At 73.4% G+C, this 25,381-nt stretch carries 20 protein-coding genes; 12 read left to right on the top strand and 8 right to left on the bottom strand.

The genetic code is table 11. The features are described from left to right. Nucleotides 1–78 precede the first annotated feature (78 nt). The 3 genes from BMX74_RS20640 to BMX74_RS20650 all read left to right on the top strand — a co-directional run bounded on the left by BMX74_RS20640 (nt 79) and on the right by BMX74_RS20650 (nt 4,756). The gene (locus BMX74_RS20640) at nt 79–918 is read left to right on the top strand and encodes an SRPBCC family protein (RefSeq protein WP_177227445.1); all 840 of its coding nucleotides are present in this window, start codon (nt 79–81) and stop codon (nt 916–918) included. 119 nt (nt 919–1,037) lie between these two features. Next, nucleotides 1,038–3,695 (top strand): bifunctional glycosyltransferase/CDP-glycerol:glycerophosphate glycerophosphotransferase, encoded by a 2,658-nt coding sequence (locus BMX74_RS20645; RefSeq protein ID WP_091102215.1) that lies wholly within the window; start codon nt 1,038–1,040, stop codon nt 3,693–3,695. Beyond that, entirely contained in the window at nt 3,692–4,756 is a 1,065-nt protein-coding gene (locus BMX74_RS20650; protein WP_091102218.1) for a glycosyltransferase, read from the top strand. The genes BMX74_RS20645 and BMX74_RS20650 overlap by 4 nt, the downstream gene beginning before the upstream one ends. 69 nt (nt 4,757–4,825) lie before the next feature. Here the strand turns inward: BMX74_RS20650 and BMX74_RS20655 are convergent, their stop codons facing one another. From BMX74_RS20655 to BMX74_RS20665, 3 genes are read right to left on the bottom strand one after another with little or no spacing between them, the layout of a single operon-like run. Further along, nucleotides 4,826–5,875 carry a sulfotransferase family protein gene (locus tag BMX74_RS20655; RefSeq protein WP_055506471.1) on the bottom strand — a complete coding sequence of 350 codons (1,050 nt, stop codon included), beginning with the start codon at nt 5,873–5,875 and terminating at the stop codon, nt 4,826–4,828. A 21-nt stretch (nt 5,876–5,896) separates the two neighbouring features. Beyond that, on the bottom strand, nt 5,897–6,784 hold the full coding sequence (locus tag BMX74_RS46325) for a CDP-alcohol phosphatidyltransferase family protein (protein WP_055506470.1): 888 nt from the start codon (nt 6,782–6,784) through the stop codon (nt 5,897–5,899). 48 nt (nt 6,785–6,832) lie between these two features. Beyond that, nucleotides 6,833–8,278, bottom strand: a complete 1,446-nt coding sequence (locus BMX74_RS20665) for a glycosyltransferase family 2 protein (protein WP_091102220.1) — start codon at nt 8,276–8,278, stop codon at nt 6,833–6,835. A 166-nt stretch (nt 8,279–8,444) separates the two neighbouring features. Between BMX74_RS20665 and BMX74_RS20670 the strand changes: the two genes are divergently transcribed. Next, nucleotides 8,445–8,942, top strand: a complete 498-nt coding sequence (locus BMX74_RS20670) for a GNAT family N-acetyltransferase (protein WP_091102222.1) — start codon at nt 8,445–8,447, stop codon at nt 8,940–8,942. Continuing rightward, nucleotides 8,939–9,982, top strand: a complete 1,044-nt coding sequence (gene pseI / locus BMX74_RS20675; RefSeq protein ID WP_091102224.1) for a pseudaminic acid synthase — start codon at nt 8,939–8,941, stop codon at nt 9,980–9,982. Before BMX74_RS20670 ends, pseI begins: the two co-directional genes overlap by 4 nt. An 81-nt stretch (nt 9,983–10,063) precedes the next feature. Here the strand turns inward: pseI and BMX74_RS20680 are convergent, their stop codons facing one another. Continuing rightward, complete coding sequence (locus BMX74_RS20680; protein WP_218154007.1) at nt 10,064–11,206, bottom strand: PseG/SpsG family protein; 1,143 nt, start codon at nt 11,204–11,206, stop codon at nt 10,064–10,066. A gap of 56 nt (nt 11,207–11,262) precedes the next feature. Continuing rightward, nucleotides 11,263–11,991, bottom strand: coding sequence for a cytidylyltransferase domain-containing protein (locus BMX74_RS20685; RefSeq protein WP_091102228.1), 729 nt, complete (start codon nt 11,989–11,991; stop codon nt 11,263–11,265). A 98-nt stretch (nt 11,992–12,089) separates the two neighbouring features. On the opposite strand from BMX74_RS20685, the gene pseB reads away from it, so the two are divergent. Continuing rightward, nucleotides 12,090–13,067 carry a UDP-N-acetylglucosamine 4,6-dehydratase (inverting) gene (pseB, locus tag BMX74_RS20690; RefSeq protein ID WP_055506464.1) on the top strand — a complete coding sequence of 326 codons (978 nt, stop codon included), beginning with the start codon at nt 12,090–12,092 and terminating at the stop codon, nt 13,065–13,067. Next, nucleotides 13,067–14,191, top strand: coding sequence for an aminotransferase class I/II-fold pyridoxal phosphate-dependent enzyme (locus tag BMX74_RS20695; protein WP_091102230.1), 1,125 nt, complete (start codon nt 13,067–13,069; stop codon nt 14,189–14,191). The genes pseB and BMX74_RS20695 overlap by 1 nt, the downstream gene beginning before the upstream one ends. A 121-nt stretch (nt 14,192–14,312) precedes the next feature. On the opposite strand, the gene BMX74_RS20700 is transcribed toward BMX74_RS20695, so the two are convergent. The 3 genes from BMX74_RS20700 to BMX74_RS20710 all read right to left on the bottom strand — a co-directional run bounded on the left by BMX74_RS20700 (nt 14,313) and on the right by BMX74_RS20710 (nt 19,896). Continuing rightward, complete coding sequence (locus tag BMX74_RS20700) at nt 14,313–16,202, bottom strand: glycosyltransferase family 2 protein (protein WP_177227447.1); 1,890 nt, start codon at nt 16,200–16,202, stop codon at nt 14,313–14,315. Nucleotides 16,203–16,288: 86 nt separating this feature from the next. After that, nucleotides 16,289–18,166 (bottom strand): hypothetical protein, encoded by a 1,878-nt coding sequence (locus BMX74_RS44250; protein ID WP_177227449.1) that lies wholly within the window; start codon nt 18,164–18,166, stop codon nt 16,289–16,291. 953 nt (nt 18,167–19,119) lie between these two features. Continuing rightward, nucleotides 19,120–19,896, bottom strand: a complete 777-nt coding sequence (locus BMX74_RS20710) for a hypothetical protein (protein ID WP_256257046.1) — start codon at nt 19,894–19,896, stop codon at nt 19,120–19,122. 220 nt (nt 19,897–20,116) lie between these two features. Between BMX74_RS20710 and BMX74_RS20715 the strand changes: the two genes are divergently transcribed. From BMX74_RS20715 to BMX74_RS20735, 5 genes are all read left to right on the top strand, one after another. Next, nucleotides 20,117–20,362, top strand: a complete 246-nt coding sequence (locus BMX74_RS20715; RefSeq protein ID WP_055507400.1) for an acyl carrier protein — start codon at nt 20,117–20,119, stop codon at nt 20,360–20,362. Between the two features lie 151 nt (nt 20,363–20,513). After that, complete coding sequence (locus tag BMX74_RS20720; protein WP_256257048.1) at nt 20,514–21,293, top strand: SDR family NAD(P)-dependent oxidoreductase; 780 nt, start codon at nt 20,514–20,516, stop codon at nt 21,291–21,293. Continuing rightward, the gene (locus BMX74_RS20725; RefSeq protein ID WP_091102240.1) at nt 21,293–22,600 is read left to right on the top strand and encodes an AMP-binding protein; all 1,308 of its coding nucleotides are present in this window, start codon (nt 21,293–21,295) and stop codon (nt 22,598–22,600) included. Before BMX74_RS20720 ends, BMX74_RS20725 begins: the two co-directional genes overlap by 1 nt. Before the next feature lie 31 nt (nt 22,601–22,631). After that, nucleotides 22,632–23,750 carry a LuxE/PaaK family acyltransferase gene (locus BMX74_RS20730; RefSeq protein ID WP_091102243.1) on the top strand — a complete coding sequence of 373 codons (1,119 nt, stop codon included), beginning with the start codon at nt 22,632–22,634 and terminating at the stop codon, nt 23,748–23,750. Further along, entirely contained in the window at nt 23,750–25,003 is a 1,254-nt protein-coding gene (locus tag BMX74_RS20735) for an acyl-CoA reductase (protein ID WP_091102246.1), read from the top strand. Before BMX74_RS20730 ends, BMX74_RS20735 begins: the two co-directional genes overlap by 1 nt. The last annotated feature ends 378 nt before the right edge of the window (nt 25,004–25,381 follow it).

Here is a 25,381-nt window from a genome sequence, read left to right on the forward strand (position 1 = left end):
CTCGGCAGCCGCCGGGGCCTCTTCCTGGCGTCCCCGCGCCGACGTAGTGTCGCAATGACCGGGAGAAGGAGCGGATCGATGGCGATGCGGTTCGAGCACGAGTTCACTGTTCCAGTTCCGATTGAGCAGGCCTGGTCGGTGCTGCTGGACGTCGAGCGGGTCGCGCCGTGCCTCCCCGGGGCCGCGCTTGAGGCGTCCGAGGGCGAGGAGTTCGCCGGGCGGATGAAGGTCAAGGTGGGTCCGATCACCGTCACCTACCGGGGGACGGCCAGGTTCGAGGACGTGGACAAGGACGCCCACGCGTTGACGATCCAGGCGTCGGGCAAGGAGGCCAGGGGCACGGGCACGGCGTCGGCCACGGTGCGGGCGCGGCTGTCGCCTGGCGACGGCACGACGGCGGTGGCGGTGGAGACGTCGTTCAACGTGACCGGGCGTCCCGCGCAGTTCGGGCGCGGCGTGATGCAGGAGGTGGGCGCGAAGCTCATCGACAGGTTCGCGGAGAACCTGGCCGAGCTGCTGACGGAGCCGTCCCACGAGCCTGCGGAGCCCGAGCCACGCCCCGCGCAGCCTGCGGTCGCCGCGGTGGAGCCGACGGCCGCCACGATGGAGCCGACAGCCGCGGAGCCGGCGGTGACAGGGCCCCCGGTGACAGGGCCCGCGGTGACAGGGCCCGCGGTGACAGGGCCCGCGGTCGCGGAGCCGGTGGCGGCCAGGGAGGAGGAGCGGCATCTCGTCGCGGTGCCCGAGCCGGAGCAGCTGCCCGCGGGGACGTCCCGCACGTCGCGCACGGCCGACGAGGAGGCACTCGACCTGCTGGAGATCGCCGGGCAGCCGGTGCTCAAGCGGCTGGCGCCGGTCGCCGGGGCGCTGGCGGCGCTGCTGGTCGTCATCTGGGTGATTCGCCGTCTTATGCGCTGATTTTTCAGGCAAAAACGTCATCAAGTCCGACACTCTGCCCCTGCCTGCGGGCAGTCCCCTACGCAGCCGGCCCTGAGCAGCCGGTTCCGTTGCCGCTTCTCACCAGCGGGGGGACAGGGATGCCGGACTGCACCGTCGTCGTGATCACCTACAACGACGCGGCCCGCCTGCCCAGGGCCGTGCGCTCCGTGCTCGGGCAGACGCTGCGCGACCTGGAGGTCCTCGTCTGCGACGACGCCAGCACCGACGCCACGCCCGACGTCGCCGCCCGGCTCGCGGCCGAGGACCCGCGCGTCCGCTACCTGCGCAGGGACGCCAACAGCGGCGGCTGCGGCGCGCCGCGCAACGACGGCATCGACGCCGCCGCCTCCCCGTACGTGATGTTCCTCGACAGCGACGACGAGCTGCCCAGGCACGCCTGCAAGAGCCTGCTCGCCGAGATCGAACGCACCGGGGCCGACTTCGTGTCGGGACAGATCTCACGCCTGTTCGAGTCGAGCGGGCGGCTGCGGCGGTACTACCCGTCGCTGTTCGCGCGCCGCCGCGTCGTCGGGGGCATCGGCGAGGACCCCGAGCTCTTCCTCGACTCCTTCAGCACCAACAAGCTGTACGACCTGGCCTGGCTGCGCGCGCGGGGACTGCGCTTCCCCGAGGACATCCACTACGAGGACCACGTCTTCGCGACCGGCCTGTACGCGCTGTCGCGGCGCTTCGCCGTCGTGCCGTGGACGGTCTACCACTGGCGCCGCCCCACCTCGAACCGGTCGATCTCGCTCAGCGTCGGCGACCTGGGCAACGTCCGGCAGCGGGTGATCGCCGCCCGCATGAGCGACGACGTGCTGCGCGAGCACGGCCTCGCGGACCTGGTGCCCGCCAGGCAGCGCCGGTTCCTGCGGCAGGACCTGCGGGTGTACCTCAACCCGCTGCCGGCGCGCGACCTGGTGTGGGTCAAGGAGTTCGCCGCCGTCGTGCGGCCGTACCTGGAGGGGATCCCCGAGGAGTCGTACGAGGGGCTGGACCCGCTGGCCCGGGTCTGCTGCCACCTCATCCTGGACGACCGGGCGGACGACCTGCGGGTGGCGGCCGCCTCGCTCACCGGGGCCCGCGCGGCGCCCAGGGCCGCCGTCCAGCTCGACGGGCGTACGTACTGGGGCACGACGGTCAAGCCGGGCATGGACATCACCGGTCTGCGGCTGGCCGAGCTGCCGTACGGCGACTCCAGGCTGCGCCACGAGGTCGGCGAGCTCTCCCGCGACGGCGACCGGGTGCGGATGACAGTGCGGACGTACGACCCGTTCGGGGCGCTGCCCCTCGACTGGCGGGCCTTCCTGGAGGCGGGCGGGGAACGCGTGCCGATCAGGCCGGAGCCGTCGGGCGACGGCGGGTACGTCAGCGAGGTCGTCTTCCGCCCGAAGGGCAGGTGCGAGCCGCGCATCGGCTTCACCAGGCTCTCCGACGGCCACACCACCACCGACCCGCTGCTCGTCGACCCGAACGCCGCGCCCGTGGTGCTGCCCGGCTGCGTGGTCGGCCCGGAGGGGTGCGCGGCGTACCTGTCGGTGCGTACGCGCAGGACCCCGCGCGCCCTGCCACGGGCGGTGGCCCGCCGCGCCAGGAGGGAGCTGGGCCGCCGGCTGGCCGCGCCCCGGATGAAGCTGCGGGCGTACCGGGCGCTGATCAGGGTGCTGCCGCCGCGCCGCGACCTCGCGCTGTTCGAGTCGGACGTCGGCAAGGGCTGCACGGGCAGCCCCCGCGCGATCTACGAGGAGCTGCTGCGGCGCGAGGCGCCGATCCGGATGGTGTGGTCGGTGGCGCCCGGCGTGCGCCACGTCCCCGAGGGCGCCGCCGTCGTACGGCGCGGGAGCTGGCGCCACGTGTGGGCCATGGCCCGCGCCGGCGTCTGGGTGGACAGCCACGGCTTCCCCCTGGACTACCCCAAGCCGCGCGGCACCCGCTACCTGCAGACCTGGCACGGCCAGGGCATCAAGTCGATCGGGTTCGACGCGCCCGACCTGCGGTCCGACTTCGAAGGCCCGCGCAGGCAGTGGCGGGCCGCCGTCGCCCGCTGGGACGCGCTCGTCTCGCCGAGCGCGGAGTTCTCCCGCCTGTTCCTGCCGTCCAACGGCTACACCGGCACCGTCTACCGGTACGGCACGCCGCGCTGCGACGCCCTCGTCAGGGGCGAGAGCACGGGAGACGTGCGGGAGCGGCTGGAGATCCCCGCCGGCAGGAAGGTGCTGCTGTACGCGCCCACCTACCGGGACAGGAACAAGGGCGGCGGCCGGTCGGTCCGCGTGGACCTGGAGCGCCTGGCCGAGGAGCTGGCCGACGAGTGGGTGCTCGTCCTGCGCACCCACCCGGTGGAGCGGTACGAGCCGCCCGAGCACGTCAGGCACTTCGTCCGCTCCGCCGCGGCGTACCCGGAGATCAACGACCTCATGCTGGCCTCGGACGCGCTGCTGACCGACTACTCGTCCGTGATGTGCGACTACGCCCTCACCGGCAGGCCGATGCTGTTCTTCGTCGACGACTGGGACGAGTACCGGCTGTCGGAGCGCGGCGTCTACCACGACCTGCCCGCCATCGCGCCCGGCCCCTGCGTCACCACCACGGAGGAGCTGATCGCGGCGCTGCGCGACCTGCCCGCCGGCCACGAGCGCCACGCCGCGCGCTACGCCGCCTTCCGCGAGCTGTGGTGCGCGGACGAGCGCGGCGACGCCGCCTCCCGGGTCGTCGAGGACTTCTTCGCCGCCCACCTGGGCAGGGCCGCCCGATGAGCGTCGTCTTCGCCTGCCTGGACGCCGACACGCTCGGCGGGATCCAGCAGGTCACCCACACCCTCGCGCAGGGCCTCGCCGGGCGCGGGCACGAGGTGCACGTCATCGGGCTGCACCGGGCCGCCCGGCCGTTCCGTTACGTGGAGCGGCCCCGCTACGAGCGCCACGTGATCAGCTCCCGCCCGGTGGGTCCGCAGGGCCCGGTAGCGCGGGCGCTGGCCGCGCGCAGGCTGCGCGCGCTTCTCGGCGGGATCCGCCCCGGGCACGCCGTGCTCACCTCGCCGTCGGTGGTGAGGCGGCTGGACGGGGTGCTTCCGGAGGCGTTCCACTCGATCGGCCAGTACCACGGCTCGTACGACCACGCAAGCGACTGCTGGCACCTGGCCGCCATCAGGAAGCACTACCCGGCGCTCGACCAGGCGGTCTTCCTGAGCGAGGACGACGCGTGGCGCTTCTCGGAGGACGCCCTGCTGCCGAACGCGTGGTCGCTGCCGAACCCTCTGGCGCTGTGGCCCGAGCGGACGTCGGCCCTGGCGACGCCGAGGGTGCTGGGCGTGGGCCGGTTGGAGGGGGTCAAGCGGTTCGACCGGCTGATCAGCGCGTTCGCCAGGTCGGGCGTCCCCGGGCCGTGGGAGCTGCACCTGATCGGCGACGGCTCGGAACGTGAGCGGCTGCGCGCGCACGCCGCCGCCGAGGGGGTGGCGGACCGGGTCGTGTTCCGCGGCCCGGTGCCGGCCGCGCGGATGACGGACGAGTACCTGGACGCCGCCGTGGTGGGCCTGACGAGCGACCACGAGGGCCTGCCCGTGGTGCTCCTGGAGGCGAGCGCGCACGGCGTGCCCGCCGTGGCGTTCGACGTGTCGGGCGGGGTGCGGTCGGCGGGCCCGGTGCTGGTGCCGCCGGGCGACGTGGACGCGTTCGCGGCCGAGCTGGGCCGGCTGGCCGGCTCGCTGGAGGAGCGGCGGCGCCTGGGCGCCGCCGCCAGGGAACGCGCGCGGGCGTTCCGCCTCGACCGGGTGCTGGACGCCTGGGAGGAACTGTTCACCCATCTCCGCCGCTGACCGGCCGTGACGCCGGTCAGCCGATCCAGGCGGTCGAGCCGGCCGGACGTCGGCCCAGGTCAACGGCGGTCAGACGGCGGGCTCGGCGACCTCGACCGGCTTGTCGTGCCTGTCCGGCAGCCCCGCCAGGGCCCGCTGGCCCGAGGTGAGCATCGCGGCCACCGGGCTGGGCTCGCGCAGCCGGTTGATCCTGTCGCGCATGGCCTTGCGCATGCGGTTGGCCTTGCGCTTCTGCATGGTCTTCTGCGCGGCGGCCACGTGCTCCTTGCTGGGCTTGGGCGCGCCGGTCAGCTCGTAGCCGTTGGCCTCCAGCCGGTCGCCGAGGACGTGCTCGGCGATGGCGATCTCCCAGTCCTCCAGCCGGTTCGCCCAGCTCCCGACGCGGCTGCGGGTGACCTCGCCGTGGGTGTTGCTGTGCCACACCTTGTGCAGGGGCACCGCGACGCTGGCGGCCTCGCGCGGGGAGATCATCGCCGGGGAGTAGTCCTCCTCCAGGAAGTGGCAGATCTTCTTCAGCTCGGTCGACGGGTCGTCGGTGAGGTCCTCGTAGCGCAGCTCGTAGTACGTGTCCGCCGGCAGGGACTTCCTGAGCCTGTTGCCCGCGTCGATGGCCTCCGCCCAGGTGGAGACGGCGTGGAACGAGTCGAGCGTGAACCAGGGCATCTCCTTCAGCGAGGCCACGCAGTCCCGGCCGTCCCTGATGAGGTGGATGAACTGGGCGTCGGGGAACAGCCTGAGCAGCATGTCGACCTGCTTGACGTAGCTGGGCCGCTTGTCGCCCCAGCGCTCCTTGCCGAAGCGCTCGGCGTACATCCGGAAGGCCGTGCCGATGATCGAGCCGAGCGAGCCCGGCCCCTCCACGCACTGGCGGACGAACTCGTCCTTGTCGATCTTCAGCTCGCGGAACTTCGTGGTGCGTTCCGTCGCGATCCACTCCGCGAGCGCCTTGCGCCGCTGCGGGGCGCGCAGGTCACCCCAGCTGCGGCGGCGGTAATAAGCGGGAACGAGGAAGCGCGTCTCCGGCGGGACCGCCATGCGCGGATGCGAGTGGAGCATGAGCTGGAGCATCGTGGTGCCGGACCGCGGGCACCCGATGACGAAGACTGGCCGGTCGGACATGTCGTACTAACCCCCGAAAACTTAGACGAGAACGTGCTCGCGGCTCTTCTCCTGTACGGGCGCGCTGTGCCGGCGCGTGAAGAGCCACATGCGGTAGACGAGGAAGACCTCGTTGGCCAGAAGCAGCACGCCGGCCACCGCCGAGACCGGGATGAGCGTCGCCGGGCCGGCCAGCGGCGCCACCACGAACACCGCCGCGTGGAACTCGATGCCGCTGATCAGGTGCGAGCGGACCCGGCGCCTGGCCAGGAACCGGTTCACCCTGCGGAAGAAGCGCGGCCCCTTGCGCCCCCGCGGCCGCGGCTCCAGGTCGACGTCGAGGTCGATGTCGAGGATGGTCTCCACGACCGGCACCGGGTCCGGGTCCGGCGCCGGATCCGGCACCCGCACCGCACCCGGCACCGCGTCGGCCATCGCGAGCTGGCGCTCCTCCCTGACCACCTCGCGGACCCGCTTCATCTGCGGCGCGTTGACGTACCTGAAGAGATCCAGCACCGCCACCGCGGCGCCCAGGAGGATGAAGTGGACATCCCCCGAAACGGCGTACTGCCCGTACGCCAGGCCCGCCGCGCAGCAGACGACCCTGATCCGGTCCCCCACGTAGTCGAGCCAGAGGCCGAAGGGCGTCCCCGTGCCCTTCAGCCGCGCTATCTTGCCGTCCACGCAGTCGATCATGAAGCTCAGATAGAACATCACAGCGCCCGCGGCCAGCTGGTTCATGGCGAGACAAGCCGCCGACGCCATGCCGAGGACCAGCGAGAACACCGTGAGCCCGTTGGGCGTGATCCGGGTGTGGTTGGCGACGGGAAGGGCGACCCGGCAGGCGACCGGGTCCACGAAATACACGGTCCACCAGGAGTCTCTCCGCTTGCGTGTCTCGTAGACGTCATACAGCGAATAGGTCCTCATGCGTTCCAGGATGGACACGACAAGCCGTCGGACGATTACTCTCTGGAACTACTGGGCCATGTCCATGCCGCTTCTTGACCATCCCGGCACGGAGAACCTCCAGGCCGCGCGCGACTCCCCGTCACGCAGCACATCCGTGAACGTGAGCCCTTTCAGCTCGGCCCGCACCATCACCTTCCAGCTGCGTCCGTGGCCCTTCAGACGGCGGGGATTGATGGTCGTCGTGAAGCCGTGCCTGCCCTCGCGCCGGCACTCCAGAGGCAGCTCGCGGCGGCCGTTGGTCAGCCACATGCTGAGCTCCTCCACCGGCTGCTCGACCCGGTGGATGGACACGTGGCCGCGCAGCCTGAACACGCGCCGCCCCCACTCCCCTCCCTCCGCCCTGGCGACCAGCTTCAGCTCGTCGCGGGCGTCGAACACCTCGTCCGGGATCCGCAGCCGCCAGCTCCTGAAGTACGGGTAGTCGCCGTACCAGCCGACCTTGCGGCGGCCGCGCGGCACCACCTTGGTGCCGTCCACCGACGCCCGGCGGAACTCGCGCACCTTGCGCAGCTCCCTCAGCCGGCCGCGCTTGACCAGGTGCAGTTCGAGCCTGCGCAGCGACGGCGCCGACGCGAGCGCCTCGGGGCTCAGCTCGTCCTGCCAGTCGCGGGCCAGCCGCAGCAGGTGGGCGCAGTCGTCGCGGCACTCCTCCAGGGCCTGGAACAGGAACAGGGTGTCCTTCTCCAGGACGAGCGCGTCGAAGTCAGGCAGCAGGTCCGGCGCCCGCTCGTGGAGGAAGGTCCGTACCGCGCGGATCGCGTTCAGCCGCTCCACCAGGTTCGGCGCCTCCACGCGGCGCTGCGTGATCGAGGTCTCGCCCTCCTCGCGCCTGCGCCAGTGGTAGACGACGTCGCCCAGCATGTCCACGCTGGAGGCCAGGACGTGCGCGCGCATCGCCACCGGCACGTCCTCGTAGATGCCCGGCGGGTACTCCAGGGCGTTGCCCTGCCAGAAGTCCCGGCGGTAGACCTTGTTCCAGATCGTCCTGTCCCTGACGAGCACCCGCTTGTCCGTGATGTGCGTGCACCGCTCGGGACGCCTGAACACCTTCTCGTGCAGCAGCGACTCCTCCAGCCGCCCGTCCACCAGCCTCCGCACCGCGCCGCACGCCAGGTCCGACCCGGTCTCCCTGAGCGAGGAGACCAGCTTCTCGTACGCCTCGGGCGGCACCACGTCGTCGGCGTCGGCGAACGCCAGGTAGACGCCCCGCGCCAGCCGGACCCCGGCGTTGCGCGCCGGCCCCGGCCCCAGCCGCTGCTGGCCGACCAGCGCGAACCGCCGGTCCCGCGCCACGAAGTCCTCCGCCGCCTGCCTGCTCCCGTCCTGGGAGCCGTCGTCGACCATGATGACCTCGATGTCCTCCAGCGTCTGCGCCGCCAGCGACTTCAGGCATTCCGTGATGTACGGCTCCACGTTGTAGACCGGGACGACCACGCTGAGCAGGGGGATCATGCCGTTTCGCTCCTTGGTTCGCGAGATGGGATCCACGGCAGCATGCCGCGCCCTACAGGGGCGATTCCGGACCGATGCCCGTCCATGAAGAGCTCTTTACCGGACACGGAAGCCACCGTGAATCCGCTACGTTGGGCGATGACGCGAGCACTGAACGTAGGGGGCCATGGTGCTGAGACCGGCACGAGACGACGACCTGGCGGCGATGCTGCGCTGGCGCAACCATCCCAAGGTGCGGGCCACCAGCTTCACCACCCACGTGATCGGGCCGGGCGAGCACGCCCGGTGGTGGGAGGCCGTCCGCTCCGACCCGTCCACCCGGGTGTTCGTCTACGAGCACGGCGGCACGCCCGCGGGCGTCGTCACCTACAGCGGGATGCTCGGCGGCAGCGGCTCCTGGGGCTACTACCTCGACCTCGACGGGCTCGGCACGTCCGGCGCGCTCCTCGCCGCCTGGATCGGGCTCGAACGCGCCGCCGTCGAGCACGCCTTCGGCCCACTCGGCCTGACCACGCTGCGCGGCGAGGTGCTGGCCGACAACGAGCCGGTCAGGCGGCTGCACCGCAGGTTCGGGTTCACGGAGGTCATGCGCTACCGGCGCCGCGTCGACGGCGTCCCGCGCGAGGTGGTCGTCGTCCAGCTCACCAGTGAGGAGAACCGATGATCTCGATCGACGGACGGCCCGTGGGGCCGCACCAGCCGCCGTACGTGATCGCCGAGATGTCCGGCAACCACAACGGCAGCCTGGAGCGGGCCCTCGACATCGTCGACGCCGTGGCCGCGAGCGGCGCGCACGCGCTGAAGCTCCAGACGTACCGGCCCGACACCATCACCATCGACGCCGACGGCCCCGCCTTCCGCATCGGCGACGGCCACGCGCTGTGGGGCGGCGAGAACCTGTACCACCTGTACGAGCGCGCCCACACCCCCTGGGAGTGGCACGCGCCGATCTTCGACAGGGCGCGCGGGCACGGGCTGACCGTCTTCTCCTCGCCGTTCGACCCCACGGCCGTCGAGCTGCTGGAGAAGCTGGGCGCGCCCGCGTACAAGATCGCCTCGTCGGAGATCGTGGACCTGCCTCTCATCCGGCTCGCCGCCGCCACCGGCAAGCCGCTGATCATCTCCACCGGCATGGCGACGGCCGGGGAGATCGACGCCGCCGTGTCGGCCGCCCGCGGCGCCGGGTGCACGCAGCTCGCCGTCCTCGCCTGCACCGCCTCCTACCCGGCGGCCCCGGCCGAGAGCAACCTGCGGGCGCTGCCGCTGCTGGCCGGGCTCACCGGCGCCGTGGTCGGCGTCTCCGACCACACGCCCGGCCTGGGCGCCGCGCTGGCCGCCGTCGCCCTGGGCGCCTGCCTGATCGAGAAACACGTCACCGGCGCGCGCACAGAAGGCGGCGTGGACGCCGCGTTCTCGCTGGAACCCGCCGAGCTGGCGGCGCTGGTCGCCGAGAGCACGCGCGCCTGGGAGTCGCTCGGCGAGCCGGTCATCGGGCCGCGGCCGTCGGAACGCGAAGGGCTGCGGTTCCGCAGGTCGCTGTGGGTGGTGCGCGACGTGCGGGCCGGCGAGCCGGTGACCGCGGAGAACGTACGCTCGATCCGCCCGGCGGGCGGCCTGCCACCCGACACCGCCACCCAGGTGATGGGCCGCCGCTTCACCAGGGACACCCCCGCCGCCACCCCCCTGACCTGGGACCTCGTCTGACTTTCCCCGGCCTCGGGCCCCGCGCGCCAGTGGAGAGCGTCGTCGGGGGCGGCGGTCAGAGGAGGGCGTCGGGGGCGGCGGTCAGAGGAGGGCGAGGAGGGCGTCGGCGACGCGCTCTCTGCCCCTGCCATCGACCAGGCCGCTGCCGCGCCGGGCGAGATCGTCGCGGGCGGCCGGGTCGGCGAGCAGCCGGGTGAGCGCGCCGACCGCCGCCTCGCCGGGCTCCCGCCCGAGGCCCGCCGCCGCGCCCCGGCCGACGAGCGCCCGGTAGCCGATCAGCTGGTTCGGCGCCACCCAGGTCAGGGCGGCAGGCACGCCGAGGTGGAGCAGCTCCCACACGGCGGAGCCCGCCGCCGTCACCACCAGGTCGGCCTCGGTCATGAGCTCAGGCAGGCGGTCGGTCGGCGGGACGACGGCGACGTCGTCGGGCGCGTCGAACGGCTCGGGGCTGACGACGGTCGCCTGGAACGGCACCCCCGTACGTCGCAGCGCCTCGGCCCACCGCGGCGCGACCCCGGCACTGTCGGTGCCCCCGAAGAAACACAGCACCCGCGCCACTCCCGCGCAAGACCGCGAACCCCCGGCGAGCTCCCCCGAACCGGCCACCCCCCGGCACCGCAGCCCTCCGGCGGGCCCCGCCGTGGCGGCCGGCCGCGGAACTGCCGCGCGCGCTGGTCGGCTGACGGCGGCGTCCGGCCGCGCCCGGCCGCCGAGCCGGAGGACGGCGTCGCGCAGGAGGACGTACCGGAGGCCCGCCAGGCGTTCGCCGCCGTGCGGCCATGGCGTGAGCTCGGCGTCGAGGTTCTGGTCGAGGTACAGGTCGGCGGACTGCCCGAGCGGGTCGCCGTCGACGATCGCGAGCACCGGCACGCCGGCCGCCCTGAGGGCCGCGCCCGTGCCGGGCGGCAGCTCGTACGAGTCGAGCACCATCGCGCCGAGCCGCAGCTCCACGGCGAGCCGCGCGAGCCCTGCCGGGTCGTGGGGAGCGGCCAGCAGGGGCAGCCCTCTGGCGGTGAGCTGCGCGCACGCCCACGCCGAGCCGGACAGATCTCCGAGGAACAGCACCTCGACGCCCCTGCCGGTCAGCTCCTCGGCCAGCGCGACGCAGCGCACCAGGTGCCCGGCCCCGCCCCGCGCCGTGACGTCACACCGCACGCCGACCCTCGCGCCGGCCGCCGCGTCGCCCCCCGCACCGGCCCTCGCGCCGACCACGGCCCCTTCCACAGGCCCTCCCACGGATCTCTCCGCAGGGCCCTTCGCAGGTCCCTTCGCAGGCTCTGTCACGCGTCCTGCAGCTCCTTCTGCCGTACGTGGGCGTTGAGCGCGCACACCTCGGGCCTCGCGCGCAGCCACGAGACCAGCTCGCGCACCGGGACGCACCGGTCGCCGAGGCCGTCGGCCACGGCCGAGATGAGCCGCCAGTCGTCCTCGGTGTCGAGCGTCACCCGCAGGTCGCCGGCCGACGGCTGGTACGCCAGCCCCAGCAGCCGCGCCGCCCCCGGCTCGGCGTACACGTACGACGTGACGTGCGTGCGGTGGTACCCGGTGGCCTCGCGGTCGGCGCGCCCCAGCGCGGCGGCCCCGACGATCTCCACGTCGGTGCCGCGCGGCAGGGTGCCGGTCAGGCCCGTGCTCAGGTAGTCGAGCCCGGGGACGGCGCGGTAGACGAGCGCCGCCTCCCTGATGACGGCCGGGTCGAGCAGCGGGCAGTCGGCGGTGAAGCGCATCACGGCGTCGCCTGGCCGCCCGGCCAGCGCCTGCGTGAACCGGGTGAGCACGTCGTCGACCGGCCCCCTGTGGCAGGGCACCCCGAGCCTGCGGCACTCGGCCGCCACGGCGTCGTCGGCCGCCTCCGTCGTGGTGGCGACGACGAGGTCGTCGACGGCGTCCGCCTCGCGTACGGCGCGCACCACCCAGCCCAGCACGGACCGGCCGCGCAGCTCGCGCAGCACCTTGCCCCGCAGGCGGGTCGATCCCATCCGAGCCTGAACGATTCCGACAATACGCACCGAAGCCCCAATCCCCCGTGTGACAGTGCGTGAACGAGTCGTCGCGCTATGCTACCGGCCAGCTTGGACGACTACCGCGCGATTTCAGGGGGCCACGCGTGAGCATTCTCAGAGGATCGTCGATTCTGGTCACCGGAGGCACGGGGTCCTTCGGCAAGGCGTTCATCCGGCACGCGCTCGACCACCTCGGCGTACGGCGGCTGGTGGTCTTCTCGCGCGACGAGCTCAAGCAGTACGAGACCCGCCAGCTCTTCGGCGACGACGAGCGGCTGCGCTGGTTCATCGGCGACGTGCGCGACCGCGACCGGCTCACCCGCGCCATGCACGGCGTCGAGCTCGTGGTGCACGCGGCAGCGCTCAAGCAGGTCGACACCGCCGAGTACAACCCGTTCGAGTACGTCCGCACCAACGTCGCGGGCTCGCAGAACGTCATCGAGGCCGCGATCGACTGCGGCGTGCGCAAGGTCGTCGCGCTGTCCACCGACAAGGCGTCCAGCCCCATCAACCTGTACGGCGCCACCAAGCTGGTCGCCGACAAGCTGTTCGTCTCGGCCAACCACTACGCGGCCGCCCACCCCACCCGCTTCGCGGTCGTCCGCTACGGCAACGTGGTGGGCAGCAGGGGCTCGGTCGTGCCGTTCTTCCAGCGCCTGGCCGCCGAGGGCGAGAGCCTGCCCATCACCGACAAGCGCATGACGAGGTTCTGGATCACCCTCGACCAGGCGGTCAGGTTCGTGGTCGACTCGTTCGACATGATGCAGGGCGGCGAGCTGTACGTGCCGCGCATCCCGAGCATGCGCATCACCGACCTGGCCGAGGCGCTGGCCCCCGAGTGCCCCGTGTACGAGATCGGCGTCAGGCCGGGCGAGAAGCTGCACGAGGAGATGATCGGCCCCGACGACGGCCGCAGGACGCTGCGGCTCGCCGACCGCTACGTCGTCCAGCCCACGATCGCCACCTGGGGCTACATCCCGCCCGACGGGGGCGAGCAGGTGCCCGAGGGCTTCAGCTACCGGTCCGACACCAACGACCGCTGGCTCTCGGTCGACGACCTGCGCGGCATGGTGGAGTCGTGATGCTGCCGTACGGGCGCCAGTCGATCGACGAGTCCGACATCGAGGCGGTGACCGAGGTGCTGCGCGGCGAATTCCTGACCACCGGCCCGGCCGTCGCCGCGTTCGAGTCGGAGCTGTCGCGCCACACGGGCGGCGTGCCGTGCGTGGCCGTCACGTCCGGCACGGCCGCACTGCACGTCGCGTACGCGGCGGCCGGGGTGGGCGCCGGCGACGAGGTCGTGACCTCGCCGCTGACGTTCGTGGCCACCGCCGCCACGGCGGCGCTGCTCGGCGCCACCGTCCGCTTCGCCGACGTGCAGCCCGACACCGGCAACCTCGACCCCGGCGCCGCGGCGGCCCTCGTGACCCCGCGCACGAAGGCGGTCACCGCCGTCGACTACGCCGGCCACCCCGCCGACTACGACGAGCTGCGCGCGGTCGCCGACTCCGCAGGGGCGGTGCTGATCGCCGACTCCGCCCACTCCCTCGGCGCGGCGTACAAGGACCGCCCGGTCGGCTCGCTCGCCGACCTCACCACCTTCTCGTTCTTCCCGACGAAGACCGTGACGACGGCCGAGGGCGGGGCGGTGGCCGCGGCCGACCCCGCCTGCCACGCGCGGGCCGCCCGCTTCAGGAACCACGGCCTCGTCCGCGAGCCGGGCGAGCAGCGCGACCCCGGCCACGGCGGCTGGCACCAGGAGGTGCACGCGTTCGGGCTGAACTACCGGCTGCCCGACGTGCTGTGCGCGCTCGGCATCAGCCAGCTGAGGCGGCTGCCGAGGTTCAGCGCGCGCCGTACCGAGCTGGTGGCGCGCTACGACGCGCTGCTGCGCGACGTCCCCGGGCTGACCACGCCCGCCAGGCGCGCGTACGTCACGCCGAACTGGCACCTGTACCCCGTGCGGGTCCACGACGGCCGCAGGCGCGAGGTCTACGACCGCATGCGCGCGGCCGGCATCGGCGTGCAGGTCAACTACATCCCGGCCTACTGGCACCCGGTGTTCGAGGACCTCGGCTACCGGCGCGGCCTGTGCCCGGAGGCGGAGTCGTACTACGCCGAGGAGCTGTCGCTGCCGCTGTTCGCCGACCTCACCGACGCCCAGCAGGACCACGTCGTCGAGACGCTCACCGCGATCCTGCGCTGACCCCGCCGAGTCGGGACGCTCACCGATCCTGCGCTGACCCCGCCGGGAGCCCGATCGCGCGCCCCCGGGAGCGCGATCGGGTGACGAGGCCCGCAGGGCGGGCCTCCCCGCCTCGGCAGGCTCACCGCTCGGCCAGCACCAGGCAGCCGTCCACGCCCCTGTCGATGAGGAAGCGGCGGTCGGCCACCGTCAGGATCGTGCCCCCACGGCCCTTCACCAGGGGGCGCAGCGGCTTGCCCTGGTCGATGACGACCTCCCACCACGACTCCGCGCCGACGGCCTCGTCGATGTCGGCCAGCGGCACGCGGGCGTGGAAGTCCTGGCCGGTGAGCGTCACGGGGAAGTACATCTCCTCGCCGTCGTTCTTGCGCGTGAGCCGCAGCACCGGCTCGCCGTCGCCGACCTTCTTGATCCTCCCCGAGAACACCAGGTCGCCGCCGTCCTCGACGCGGCACTCGCCGATGAACGCGCCCGCCTGCCGCAGCCGCAGGCCCCACGCGCCCTTCGCGTTGCGCACCGGCACCACCCACACCCCGCGACGGCAGGACGGCGACGGAGCCAGCGGCGGCAGCCAGCGCGGGCCCGCCACCCTGCCGTCGAGCTTCAGCCCCTGCCCCCTGAGCTGCACGCGCAGCTCCCAGTGGCCGCGCCTGGCGAGCTGCGCCGGCGTGAACGTCACCGGGTCGAACCTGAAGTGGAACGGGAACGCGTGCTCGCGCAGCACGCCGCCGTCCTCCTGCGCGACGTCCTCCCAGACGGGCACGCCGAGCTGGTCGCAGAGCTCGATCGTCTCCTCGGTCCTGCGTTCCTGCAGCCAGGCGCGGACACGGACGCGGCTCAGCGCGCCCAGGTCGAACCCGCCGATCCCGACCCGTCCCGCGCCGCGCAGCGCGCCGCCCCGCCAGCAGAGCTCCACCAGCCTGGCGTTCAGCCCCAGCTCCCGTGTCACGTCCGACAGCCGCGGCGGCATCGACGGGTGCTCCGCGTGCCAGCGCCTGCCGGCCAGCCCGCCCGGCGAGAGCCGCGGGTGCAGCCTGCCGTCGCGTACGGCGGCGTGGACCTCGGCCAACTCCTCCAACCGTCGCTGGTGCAGCAGGTGCACCTGGAGCCGCCGCGCGAACGGCAGGCTCTCCCACGCCTCACGCGACACGCCGTCCAGGTAGCGGACGGCGAGGTCGATCACCCCGGCGTCGGGCGGGCACTCCCCCGCGGCCACCGCCTCCACGGCGACCGCCATGTCGATGTCCAGCGTGTCGCCGTCGAAGCTCGGCTTCAGCTTCGGCGCGCCCACGCTGAACAGCGCGGCCGTCTCCAGCACCGACAGGATCCTGTCACGCAGGTTCGACGGCTCCAGCCGCCGCTGCGTGATGGACGAGGCCGGCTCGTCCCGCTGCCGCCAGTGGTAGACGACGCACGACAGCACGTCCACGGCCGCCGCGCCGATGTGCGCCGCCATCGCCACCGGCTGGTCCTCGTACATGCGTTCAGGGAACGTCAGGCCGAAGCGGTCCCAGAACGCGCGGCGGTAGACCTTGTTCCACAGCATGCGGTCGCGGACCAGCAGCGGATGGCGCGTGATGTGGGTGCGCCTGAGCGTCCGGGCGAACGCCTCCCTGTGCGCCCACGACGCCGTCAACGCGTTCCGCCACAGGCGCATGACGTTGCCGCAGGCCACGTCCGACCCGGTCGATTCCAGCGACCCCACCAGCCGCCTGAACGCCTGGCGCGGCACCATGTCGTCGCCGTCCACGAAGGCCAGGTACTCGCCCGTGGCCGCGCGCACGCCCACGTTACGGGCGCGGCCCACGCCCAGGTTGTCCTGCCTGATCAGACGGAACCGCGGGTCGTCCTCCTGCCTGGCCGCCACCAGGGCGGCGCCGCCGTCGGTGCTGCCGTCGTCGACGCAGATCACCTCCAGGTCGCGGAAGGTCTGGACGGAGATCGAGTCCAGGCAGGCGCCGAGATACCTCTCGACGTTGTGGAACGGGACGATCACCGAAAGAACCGGCACATGCACTCCTCTACTTCGACGTCCTCGGTCCTGGCTCGGCCGGAAGCAGCCGCGCCGGGCACGTCCGGGAATCCGGCGCGCCCGGCTCAGCCCGAGAGCAGGCGCATGACCCTGCGGGCGACCTTGCGCGGACGGGCGAACCTGCGCGTCAGCCTGAACCCCAGCGTCCGCCGGTACGCGGCCGCCTTGCGCTGGCTCCTCTTCAGCTTCGCCTTCGTCCTGGACAGCTCCCGCTCCCGGTACGACAGCTTCGTCTCCAGCCGCGACACCCTGGACAGGGCGGCCGTGAGCTGGTCGGCGAGCCGATCCCTGGCCCCCAGCAGGTCGCGGTACGTCGGCGTGCCTGCCGGCAACTCGGCCGGACGGCCCAGCTCGGTGTCGAGCTTGCGGGCCCGGTCGAGGTCGCCGGTGTCGCAGGGCCTGCCCGCCATGCCGCAGAGGGTGAGCGTGAGCTGCTCCGGGTCCAGGGGCCACGGCCACGGATGGTGGTGGCCCGCCGCCAGCAGCCGCACCGCGAACCGCCACAGCACCCGGCACAGCACGACCCGTGCCTCGTCGTCTCCCCTGTCCGAGGGGTCCGGGGCGTGCGTGACGGGCGGGGTCGTCAGGGGGATGGCGGAGAAGCGGCGTCCGTCCCAGACGAGCGTGTCCGTGGTGACGGTCGCGTCGCCGCTCGTCTCCAGCCATTCGGCCAGCGCGGCCAGCAGCTCGCGGACGGCCCGCACGTCCTCGCGGGCGCACGCCTCGACCAGCACCTCCTCGACGACCCGCCCCCTGGGGACCGGCCGTTCCCCGCCGTCGGGAAGGCCGCGCAGGCCGCGGCGGGTCAGCTCGTGCACCACCCCGCCGTCCTCGATCAGGCCGAGCGGCAGCACGACGGGACGAGCAGCGGGGGTGACCGTTCCGGCGGCGCCGGACGGGACGAGGACGGCCGGGCCGCCGGAGGCGACCGGAAGGCGCTCGGACGTCTCCGGCGCCTGCTCTTCCCTCGGCCGCTCATGAACCTGGGGCCCCTGAAGCTGGTGCTCATGGCCCTGGGGCTCATGGCCCTGGGGCTCGTGAACCTGAGGCTCGTGAGCGGGCCTCTGGCCATCGGTGCCCTCCCCGGCGGGCCCTTCGTCGGCGGGCCGTTCCTCTGCCGGCCGCTCGTGAACCGAAGGCCGGTGGGCCGCCTGGTCCTCGTCCCCCGGCTCCCCCTGGGGCAGGCCGGGCTGAGGCTGGTCCGGTTTGAGTGCCACGGTGAGCCACAGCGGGGCCAGTTCCGCGCCCAGCCGGTGGCGGAACGCCAGCCGGGTGAGCTGGAGCGGGTCCGCCACGGACATCCGGTCGCCGTCGCCCGCGCTGAGCGGCACCGCCAGCGAGTCGGGCAGCAGGCGGGCCAGCGCCTCACGCGCCACCAGCGCCCTCGGGGACCTGCGTCCCGGGTACGCCCCGTAGAACCGCTCCACCGCCAGCCCGGCGTCCTCCAGCCCGCGGTCCAGCGCCTGCGGGCCGCTCGGGTAGGTCACGTCGAAGCCGTGCGGGGCCCACTGGTCGTCGCCACCCGCGCGCTCGTCGGGCCTGGCTTCGAGGAGGCGGTCCACGCCCAGGTCGTTCCGTACGCCGAGCACCAGCCGGCCGCCCGGCGCGACCAGCCGCGCCAGCGCGGACACCGACTCGGCCCACGACGCCGCCGGGGCCTCCGCCGAGTGCGTGCGCAGCACGCCGTCGAGCGCCAGCACCAGGTCGTACGGTTCGCGCGGCTCGAACGCCTCCAGCCGCCCGCAGGAGACCTCCAGCCCCGGGTGACGCGCGCCGAGCGAGCACGCGTCGGGGTACGACCGCAGCACGATCGCCACGGTGGACGCTGCGGTCACCACCTCGTCCACGAGGGCCTCGGGGTGCGGGCCGACCATCAGCACCCTGCCGCGCGGGGGGAGAACGCGCCGGATCAGCTCCAGCGCCACGCCCCGCCAGTCCGTCATGCCGGACTCATCCGACAGGTCCGACCAAAGCAGCATCTCGCCGCCGATCATCCGCACGTTCCCCGGCACCTCCCCGGCACCGGGAACGTCGGGGGTTCCGGCGACCGTAGGACGGGGGGCATCGGCGCCTCGCGGGATCTCACGGCGGACGGGCGCCTCCTGGGGCCGCCCCGCCTGAACGGGCTGAGCAGGCAGCTCCGCCTGGTCGAACCGGACGGGCTGACCAGGCTGAACGGGCTCGTCCTGCGAAAAGATCATTCCCCTCGCGGAGGGCTGAACGGGCCGGCCGGACCGTACCGGCTGGAGCGGCTGGATCGGCTGGAACGGCCGTGCGCCTTCCCCCGCCGGTTCGCCCACCTCACCGGAAAGGGCCTCACCGAAGGGACGACGACCACCCCCGAACGCCCCCGCAGGGCTCTCACCCAGCGGATACGGCGGAACGCGACCCACCCCACCGGCCGCGTCGTCGTGTGCTGTGGCGGAGGGCGGGGCCGCATCGACTTCCCGGTCGGCGAACCTGGCGTTCAGCCCGGCGCCGTCACCTGCGTCCTCCACCGGGTCGCCCGCCCCCGGCAGGCGCTCATCCGCCGCAGGCGCCTGACTCCGCCATGCGTCGCCGCCGACGTCGGCTCTGACGTCGGAGCCGACGTCGGAGCCGGTGTCCGGCCCACCCGGGGGCGTCGTCACCGCGCGATCGTGCGTCCCGCTCGGCTCGTCCGGGCGCCCCCCGCGCGACACCTCCACACCGGGCTCGCACGCCGCCTCTCCGCAAGTCTCGGGCGCGGCCTCCTCGCGGACCTCGGGCGTGGCCTCGTCGTGGGCCTCGCGGGCCGCCTCCTCGTGAGCCCCTTCGGCCTCCGCCCTTGCCGTGTTCCTCGCGGACGGGGGCCGGTGGGCCGAGGGGTGGGTCCTGGGGGTGGGGATGTGACGGCGGACGTCGTCAGGGATGTCGTTCATGCGCACCGCACCCGCTTCCATCCGAACATGCGCCTCAGCTCCTCCGGTGTGGCCTGATACTCGAATCCCAGCTCGCGCTGCGCCGCCTCCGCCGCCGCCCCGGGGTCGACGGTCGTGCCGTGCAGCTCGGGCCAGAGCCGCAGGCGGCGTGCCGTGCCGCCGTACTCGGGGCGTTCGTCCTCGTACTGCATCGGGTCGCCGTACACGGCGACGTCGCAGCCGACCGAGGCGCCGTAGAACAGGGCGCTGCCGAGGCGGTTGGAGGCGACCCTGCGGTGCCGCCGCAGTTCGACGAGCTGCTTGCGCAGGAAGTTACGGCCCTTCACGTCCCAGCGAGATCCGCGCTCGCCATGGCAGATCACCCGGAATCCCCGCGATTCGTACGCCCGTCTGATGTCCGGATTGGCGAATTCCAGCCAATAAAGGCAGACCGTCACCGGGCCGGTTTCCACGTCCCTGATCTCGTCGGCCAGGCGGGCGTGGTCGCCGCTGACCGAGGACTTCTCCCAGCCGTGAAACGGGTACCAGATCGTCCCTTTCCGGTCGGGTGTGACACCGAGGTCAGGTTCGAGGTGGAGGAGGTAGATCCAGGGGGCACCGACCAGGTAGTGCCCGCGCCGCCCCATCGACCAGCCACGCCGTCGCAGCACGTCGGACCAGACGAACCGGGGGTATCCGGGGCTGCACCAGTGGTCGTTCGGCGGGAATCCGTGGAGGTAGTTCCAGCCGTGCTGAAGGAACCCCTGAATGCGTTTGGGCGTGTCGTCGGGCATTCCGCAGTATTGGGAGAGTATGCGGGAATGCCCATACCAGTGATTGGATTCGTCCATTCTTCCCTCTGTAGCCGTCGGCGCGCTCCACCGACATTTCCAGCCCCGGACGGGCGCCACCGCGCGTTATACGGTTCCATTACTCATGCCGGGCGTTGGTTTCAGCGGACCACCCAAAAGCGGCTACACTACGTCGCGGTACGAGGACAGAGAGTGAGTGATCATGAGTCATCTCGACCGCCTGCGCGCCGTCTTCCGCTCGGCGCTCAACCTTCCGCCCGGCGCCGACGTCGACGGCCTCGAGTACCGCGCGATCCCGCAGTGGGACTCCCTGGCCCACATGTCCCTGGTCGCCGCGATGGAGGACGAGTTCTCCATCATGATCGACACGGACGAGATGATCGACATGAGCTCGTTCGCGAAGGCGACGGAGCTGCTGGAGAAGCATGGCATCGACGCCGCCGTCTGACGGCCACCGCCCCGCGCAGGCGCCACGGTCTGAGGGCCACCGCCCCGCGCAGGCGCCACGGTCTGATGGCCACCGCCCCGCGCAGGCGCCGCCGTCCGACGGCCACCGCCCCGGCTCCACGCCGCTGCCGGGAAGCGATCGCCCTGCTTCCGTGCCGCTGTCCGCCGGTTCAGGCGCGGGAGCGGGCCCGGACTCCGGTGGGAGGGTCGCGCTGGTCACCGGTTCGACGTCGGGCATCGGGCGCGCCACCGCCGCCCTGCTCGCGTCCAGGGGCTACGAGGTGATCGTGCACGGACGCGACGAGGAGCGGGCCGCCAAGGCCGCCGCCGAGGTGGCGGCGGAGACCGGCGGGCGCGCCGACGCCGTCCACGGCGACGTCGCCGACCCGGCGGCCGTCTCGGCCGTGCTGCGCCGCGTCCACGAGCGTCACGGCCGCCTCGACGCGCTGGTGGTCAACGCGGGCGTCCACACCGCGGGCCTGCTCGGCATGGTCGGCTCCGCCGAGGTCGGCAGGCTCTTCCAGGTCAACGCCGCCGGCGCCGCGCACACGCTGCAGGCGTCGGTCAGGCTGCTGCGCAGGGGCTCCTGCCCGGCCGTGGTGCTCGTCTCGTCGATCATGGGCCGCGCGGGCGGCGCCGGGCAGGCGGTGTACTCCGCGACCAAGGCGTCGCTCCTCGGCCTGGCGACGGCGGCGGCGAAGGAGCTCGGGCCCGCCGGGATCCGGGTGAACGCGGTGGCCCCCGGCTACGTCGAGACCGGCATGCTCGACACGCTCGACGACGCGTCCCGAGCGGACGTCGTCGGGGCCACGCCGCTCGGCCGGCTCGGCACCCCCGGCGACGTCGCCCGCGTCATCGCCTTCCTGCTGTCCTCCGAGGCCGCGTTCGTCACCGGTCAGGTCCTCGGGGTCGACGGCGGGCTGGTGGTGTGATGTTCCCGCACCCGCAGGCGCGGCTGGTCGTGGCCGGCGAGCCGCACGGCCTGTCAGGAGACGAGCTGGCCCCCCGGGTGGCGCGCGGCGTCGAGACGATGTCCAGGCTGCGGCCCGGCCCGGTGTTCTGCGGCATGCGCAACAACCTGGCGTCCGTGCTGCGCTACCTCGCCGCCTGGGGGGCGCGGCGGCCCGTCGCGCTGCTCGACCCCGATCTCGCCCCCGGCGCGCTCGCCGACCTGGTCGCCCGGTTCAGGCCCGCGGCGGTGTTCGGCTTCGCGCACGCCCCCGACGGGGTTCCGCCGGCGCGGCGTGACACGCCCGAGCCGCATCCCGACCTGGCCGTCCTGCTCGCCACGTCGGGCTCCACCGGCAATCCCAAGCTCGTACGCCTGTCGCGGGCCGCCGTCGCGGCCAACGCGGAGGCGATAGCGGCGGCGCTGGCCATCGGTCCAGGCGACGTGGCGCCCACGAGCCTCCCGCTGCACTACAGCTACGGCCTGTCGGTGCTCAACAGCCACCTCGCGGCCGGGGGCACGGTGGTGCTCACCGAGGCCGGGCTGCTCGAACGCTCCTTCTGGACCCACCTCGGCCTGCACCGCTGCACCTCGCTCGCCGCGGTGCCGTACCAGTACGAGATGCTGCGCAGGCTCCGCTTCGACCAGTCCGAGCATCCGGCGCTCACCACGCTCACCCAGGCAGGCGGCAGGCTCGCGCCCGACCGGGTCGCCGAGTTCGCGGCGAAGGCCGAACGGTTCTTCGTCATGTACGGGCAGACCGAGGCCACGGCCCGCATCGCGGTCCTGCCGCCGGAACGGCTCCACGACAAGCTCGGCTCGGCCGGCGTCGCGATCCCCGGCGGCAGGCTGGAGATCGACGGCGGCGAGGTCGTCTACCACGGCCCGAACGTCATGATGGGCTACGCCGAGACCGCCGCCGACCTCGCCAGGGGCGACGACCTGGGCGGCGTGCTGCGCACGGGCGACCTCGGCGAGCTCGACGGCGAGGGCTTCCTGCGCATCACCGGGCGGGTGAAGCGCATCGCGAAGGTGTTCGGCGTCCGGGTGAACCTCGACGACGTCGAGCGGCTCGTACGCGACTGCGGCGCGGTCGCGGCGACCAGCGGCGACGACCGCGTCACCGTGTGGGCCGAGGGCCTGGCCGCCGACCGGTGCGCGGCGCTCGCCCGGCGGCTCGGCGCCGAACTGCGGCTGCACTGGAGCGGCTTCGACGTGCGCGGTGTCGAGCGGCTGCCGCTGCTGGCCACCGGCAAGGTCGACTACCGCGAGCTGGAGGCCCGTACGTGAGCGTCGTCTACCGCGAGCTGGAGGCCCGTACGTGAGCGTCGTCACGAGCGTCTTCACGCTGGCCGAACCCGACAGGGAGGCGGCGCTCGTACCCCGGCTGGCGGAGCTGACCGAGCGGCACCGGCGCGCCTGCGAGCCGTACCGGCGGATCCTCGACGCCATCGGGGCGGCGCCGGCGTACGAGCGGGTGGCCGACTTCCCCTGGCTTCCCGTACGCATGTTCAAGACGCACGAGCTGCGCAGCGTGCCCGCCGACCAGGTGTTCCGCGTGCTCGTCTCCAGCGGCACCACGGGGGCGCCGAGCCGGGTCCACCTCGACAGGGAGGCCGCGGCGGCGCAGCCGCGCATGCTGGCGGCCACGCTGCGGGCGGTGCTGGGCGGGCGGCGGCTGCCGATGCTGATCGCCGACACCCGTTCCGTGGTGCGCGACCCGACACTGAGCGCCCGCGGCGCAGGCGTGCTGGGCATGATGAACCTCGGCAGGGACCACACGTTCGTGCTCGACGAGCAGGGGCGCGTCGACACCGAGGCGGTCGGCGGCTTCCTGCGCAGGCACGGCGGCGAGCCCTTCCTGATCTTCGGCTTCACGTTCATGGTGTGGCTGCACCTGCGCGGGCTCGGCGCCGACCTCTCGCAGGGCACCCTGATCCACTCCGGCGGTTGGAAGCGGCTGGCCGAGCAGGCCGTCGGCAACGCCGAGTTCCGCCGCACGCTGGCCGAGGAGTGCGGGCTGACCCGGATACACAACTTCTACGGGATGGTGGAGCAGATCGGGACGATCTTCCTGGAAGGGCCGGACGGCGACGGGCTCTACTGCCCCGACTTCGCCACCGTCGTCGTACGCGACCCCGAGACGTGGGAGGAGGCGCCGCCGGGCACTCCCGGGCTGGTGGAGGTGGTCAGCACGCTGCCGACGTCGTACCCGGGGCACGTGCTGCTGACCGAGGACCTCGGGGTGGTGCACGGCGTCGACGACGGCGTGTGGCCGGGCAAGCGGTTCTCGGTGCTCGGCAGGCTGCCCAGAGCGGAGGCCAGGGGCTGCAGCGACGTGTACGCCCAGGCGGAGCCCGGTGCGGTGGTCCCGGGTGGCGCGCGGGCGGCGGAGCCAGGTGAGGCGGTCGTGGGCGGCCGGGGCGGTGGGCGGGTGTGATGCGGGCGCAGTCAGACCTGGACGAGCAGGTCGAGGTGACGTTCCCGGCGCCTGCGACGGTCCCCGCGGGCGCGCTGATCGGCGAGCTCGCGTCGGCCGGCGCCCTCGGCGTCGGCGACGAGCGGATGATCGCGTTCCTGACGGCGTTCGGCAGGCGGCTCCTGCGCCCGGCGCTCGCCCGCCGCCACCCCGAACTGGGGTCGCTCGGCTTCTTCCTGCGGCCGAGCGAGCTGGTCCGCACGCTCGAGTCCATGCGGGGCGAGCACGTCCGCGTGCCGCGCGGCCTGGTCTTCCACGTGCCGCCCGCGAACGTCGACACCGTGTTCGTCTACTCGTGGGCGCTGTCGGCGCTGATGGGCAACCGCAACGTCGTGCGCCTGTCGCGCAGGGCGGGCGCGGTCGCCACGGCGATCGTCGAGGCGCTGCGCGAAGCCCTGGCCGAGGCCGAACCCGCGGTCCGCGCCGCGGTGTCCGCCACCCAGCGCCTGGTCTCGTACGGTCGCTCGGCCGACGTCACGGCCGCGCTGTCGGCGGCCTGCGACCTGCGGGTGGTGTGGGGCGGCGACCGCACCGTGGACGAGATCAGGCGGCATCCGCTCGCCCCCCACGCCCGCGACCTGACCTTCCCCGACCGGTCCTCGTTCGCGGCGATCAAGGCGGCGGCCTGGCTGGACGCGCCGCGGTCGGCCAGGGTCCGCGCCGCCCAGGGCTTCGCGAACGACGCGTACTGGTTCGACCAGGCCGCCTGCTCGTCGCCGCGCACCGTCTACTGGGTGGGCGAGCCGTCCGGCCGGGAGGCCGCCCTCGCCGACTTCACCACCCACCTGTGGCGGGTGCTCGCCGAGCGCGGGTGGGGCGTCGACGCGGCGATGGCGGTGGAGAAGCGCGTCGCGACGTACGGGCTGGCCGCCGACGGCGTGGCCGGGTCGATCGCCTTCCACGGCAACGCGCTGGCCAACGTCACGCTCGCGGGCGACGGCGTCACCGCGCCGGGGCGGTGGCTGGGCGCGGGGACGTTCGTGCACGCCGGGCTCTCCTCCCCCGCCGACCTGGTGCCCCTGGTACGGCGCCGCGACCAGACCATGACGTACTTCGGCTTCACCCGGGCCGAACTGGAGGAGCTGGCGCAGGCGCTGGCCGGGCGCGGCGTCGACCGGATCGTGCCGGTCGGCGACGCGCTCACCTTCCACCGTGTGTGGGACGGCGTCGACCTGCCGGCCGAGTTCACCCGCCTGGTGACCGTCCTGCCGTGACGCGACCAGCTCGTCGGGCGGCGGGAGGAAGGTAAAAGGATCTCCCGCTGCCGGAATGCGGTGCAGAAACCCCGGCCGCCGAGGCGCGACGGCCCACGACGATGTCGGTGCCCGAAGCCGTCGGACGGCTCCGCCGGAAGCAGGACTCCCGACCACCCGAGACCTGCGCCCCGCGGAGCGCGCCGGGGTGCCCCACCGCACCGGGGCACCCGTCCACGGGGAACTCCGCCGCACGCGGAACCCCGGGGGCAGGGCGACTCCGCCCAGCATGGGACTCGCCTGGCACCTGGGGGCACGGCTTGTGCCGCGCTCCCGGGCGACGGGAAGCACCGCCCGGCGCTCCTGGCCGCCGGCGGTTCCGGCGGAGGCGGCGGTTCC

Origin of the sequence: Nonomuraea pusilla, assembly GCF_900109355.1 — a bacterium.
Lineage (GTDB): Bacteria > Actinomycetota > Actinomycetes > Streptosporangiales > Streptosporangiaceae > Nonomuraea > Nonomuraea pusilla.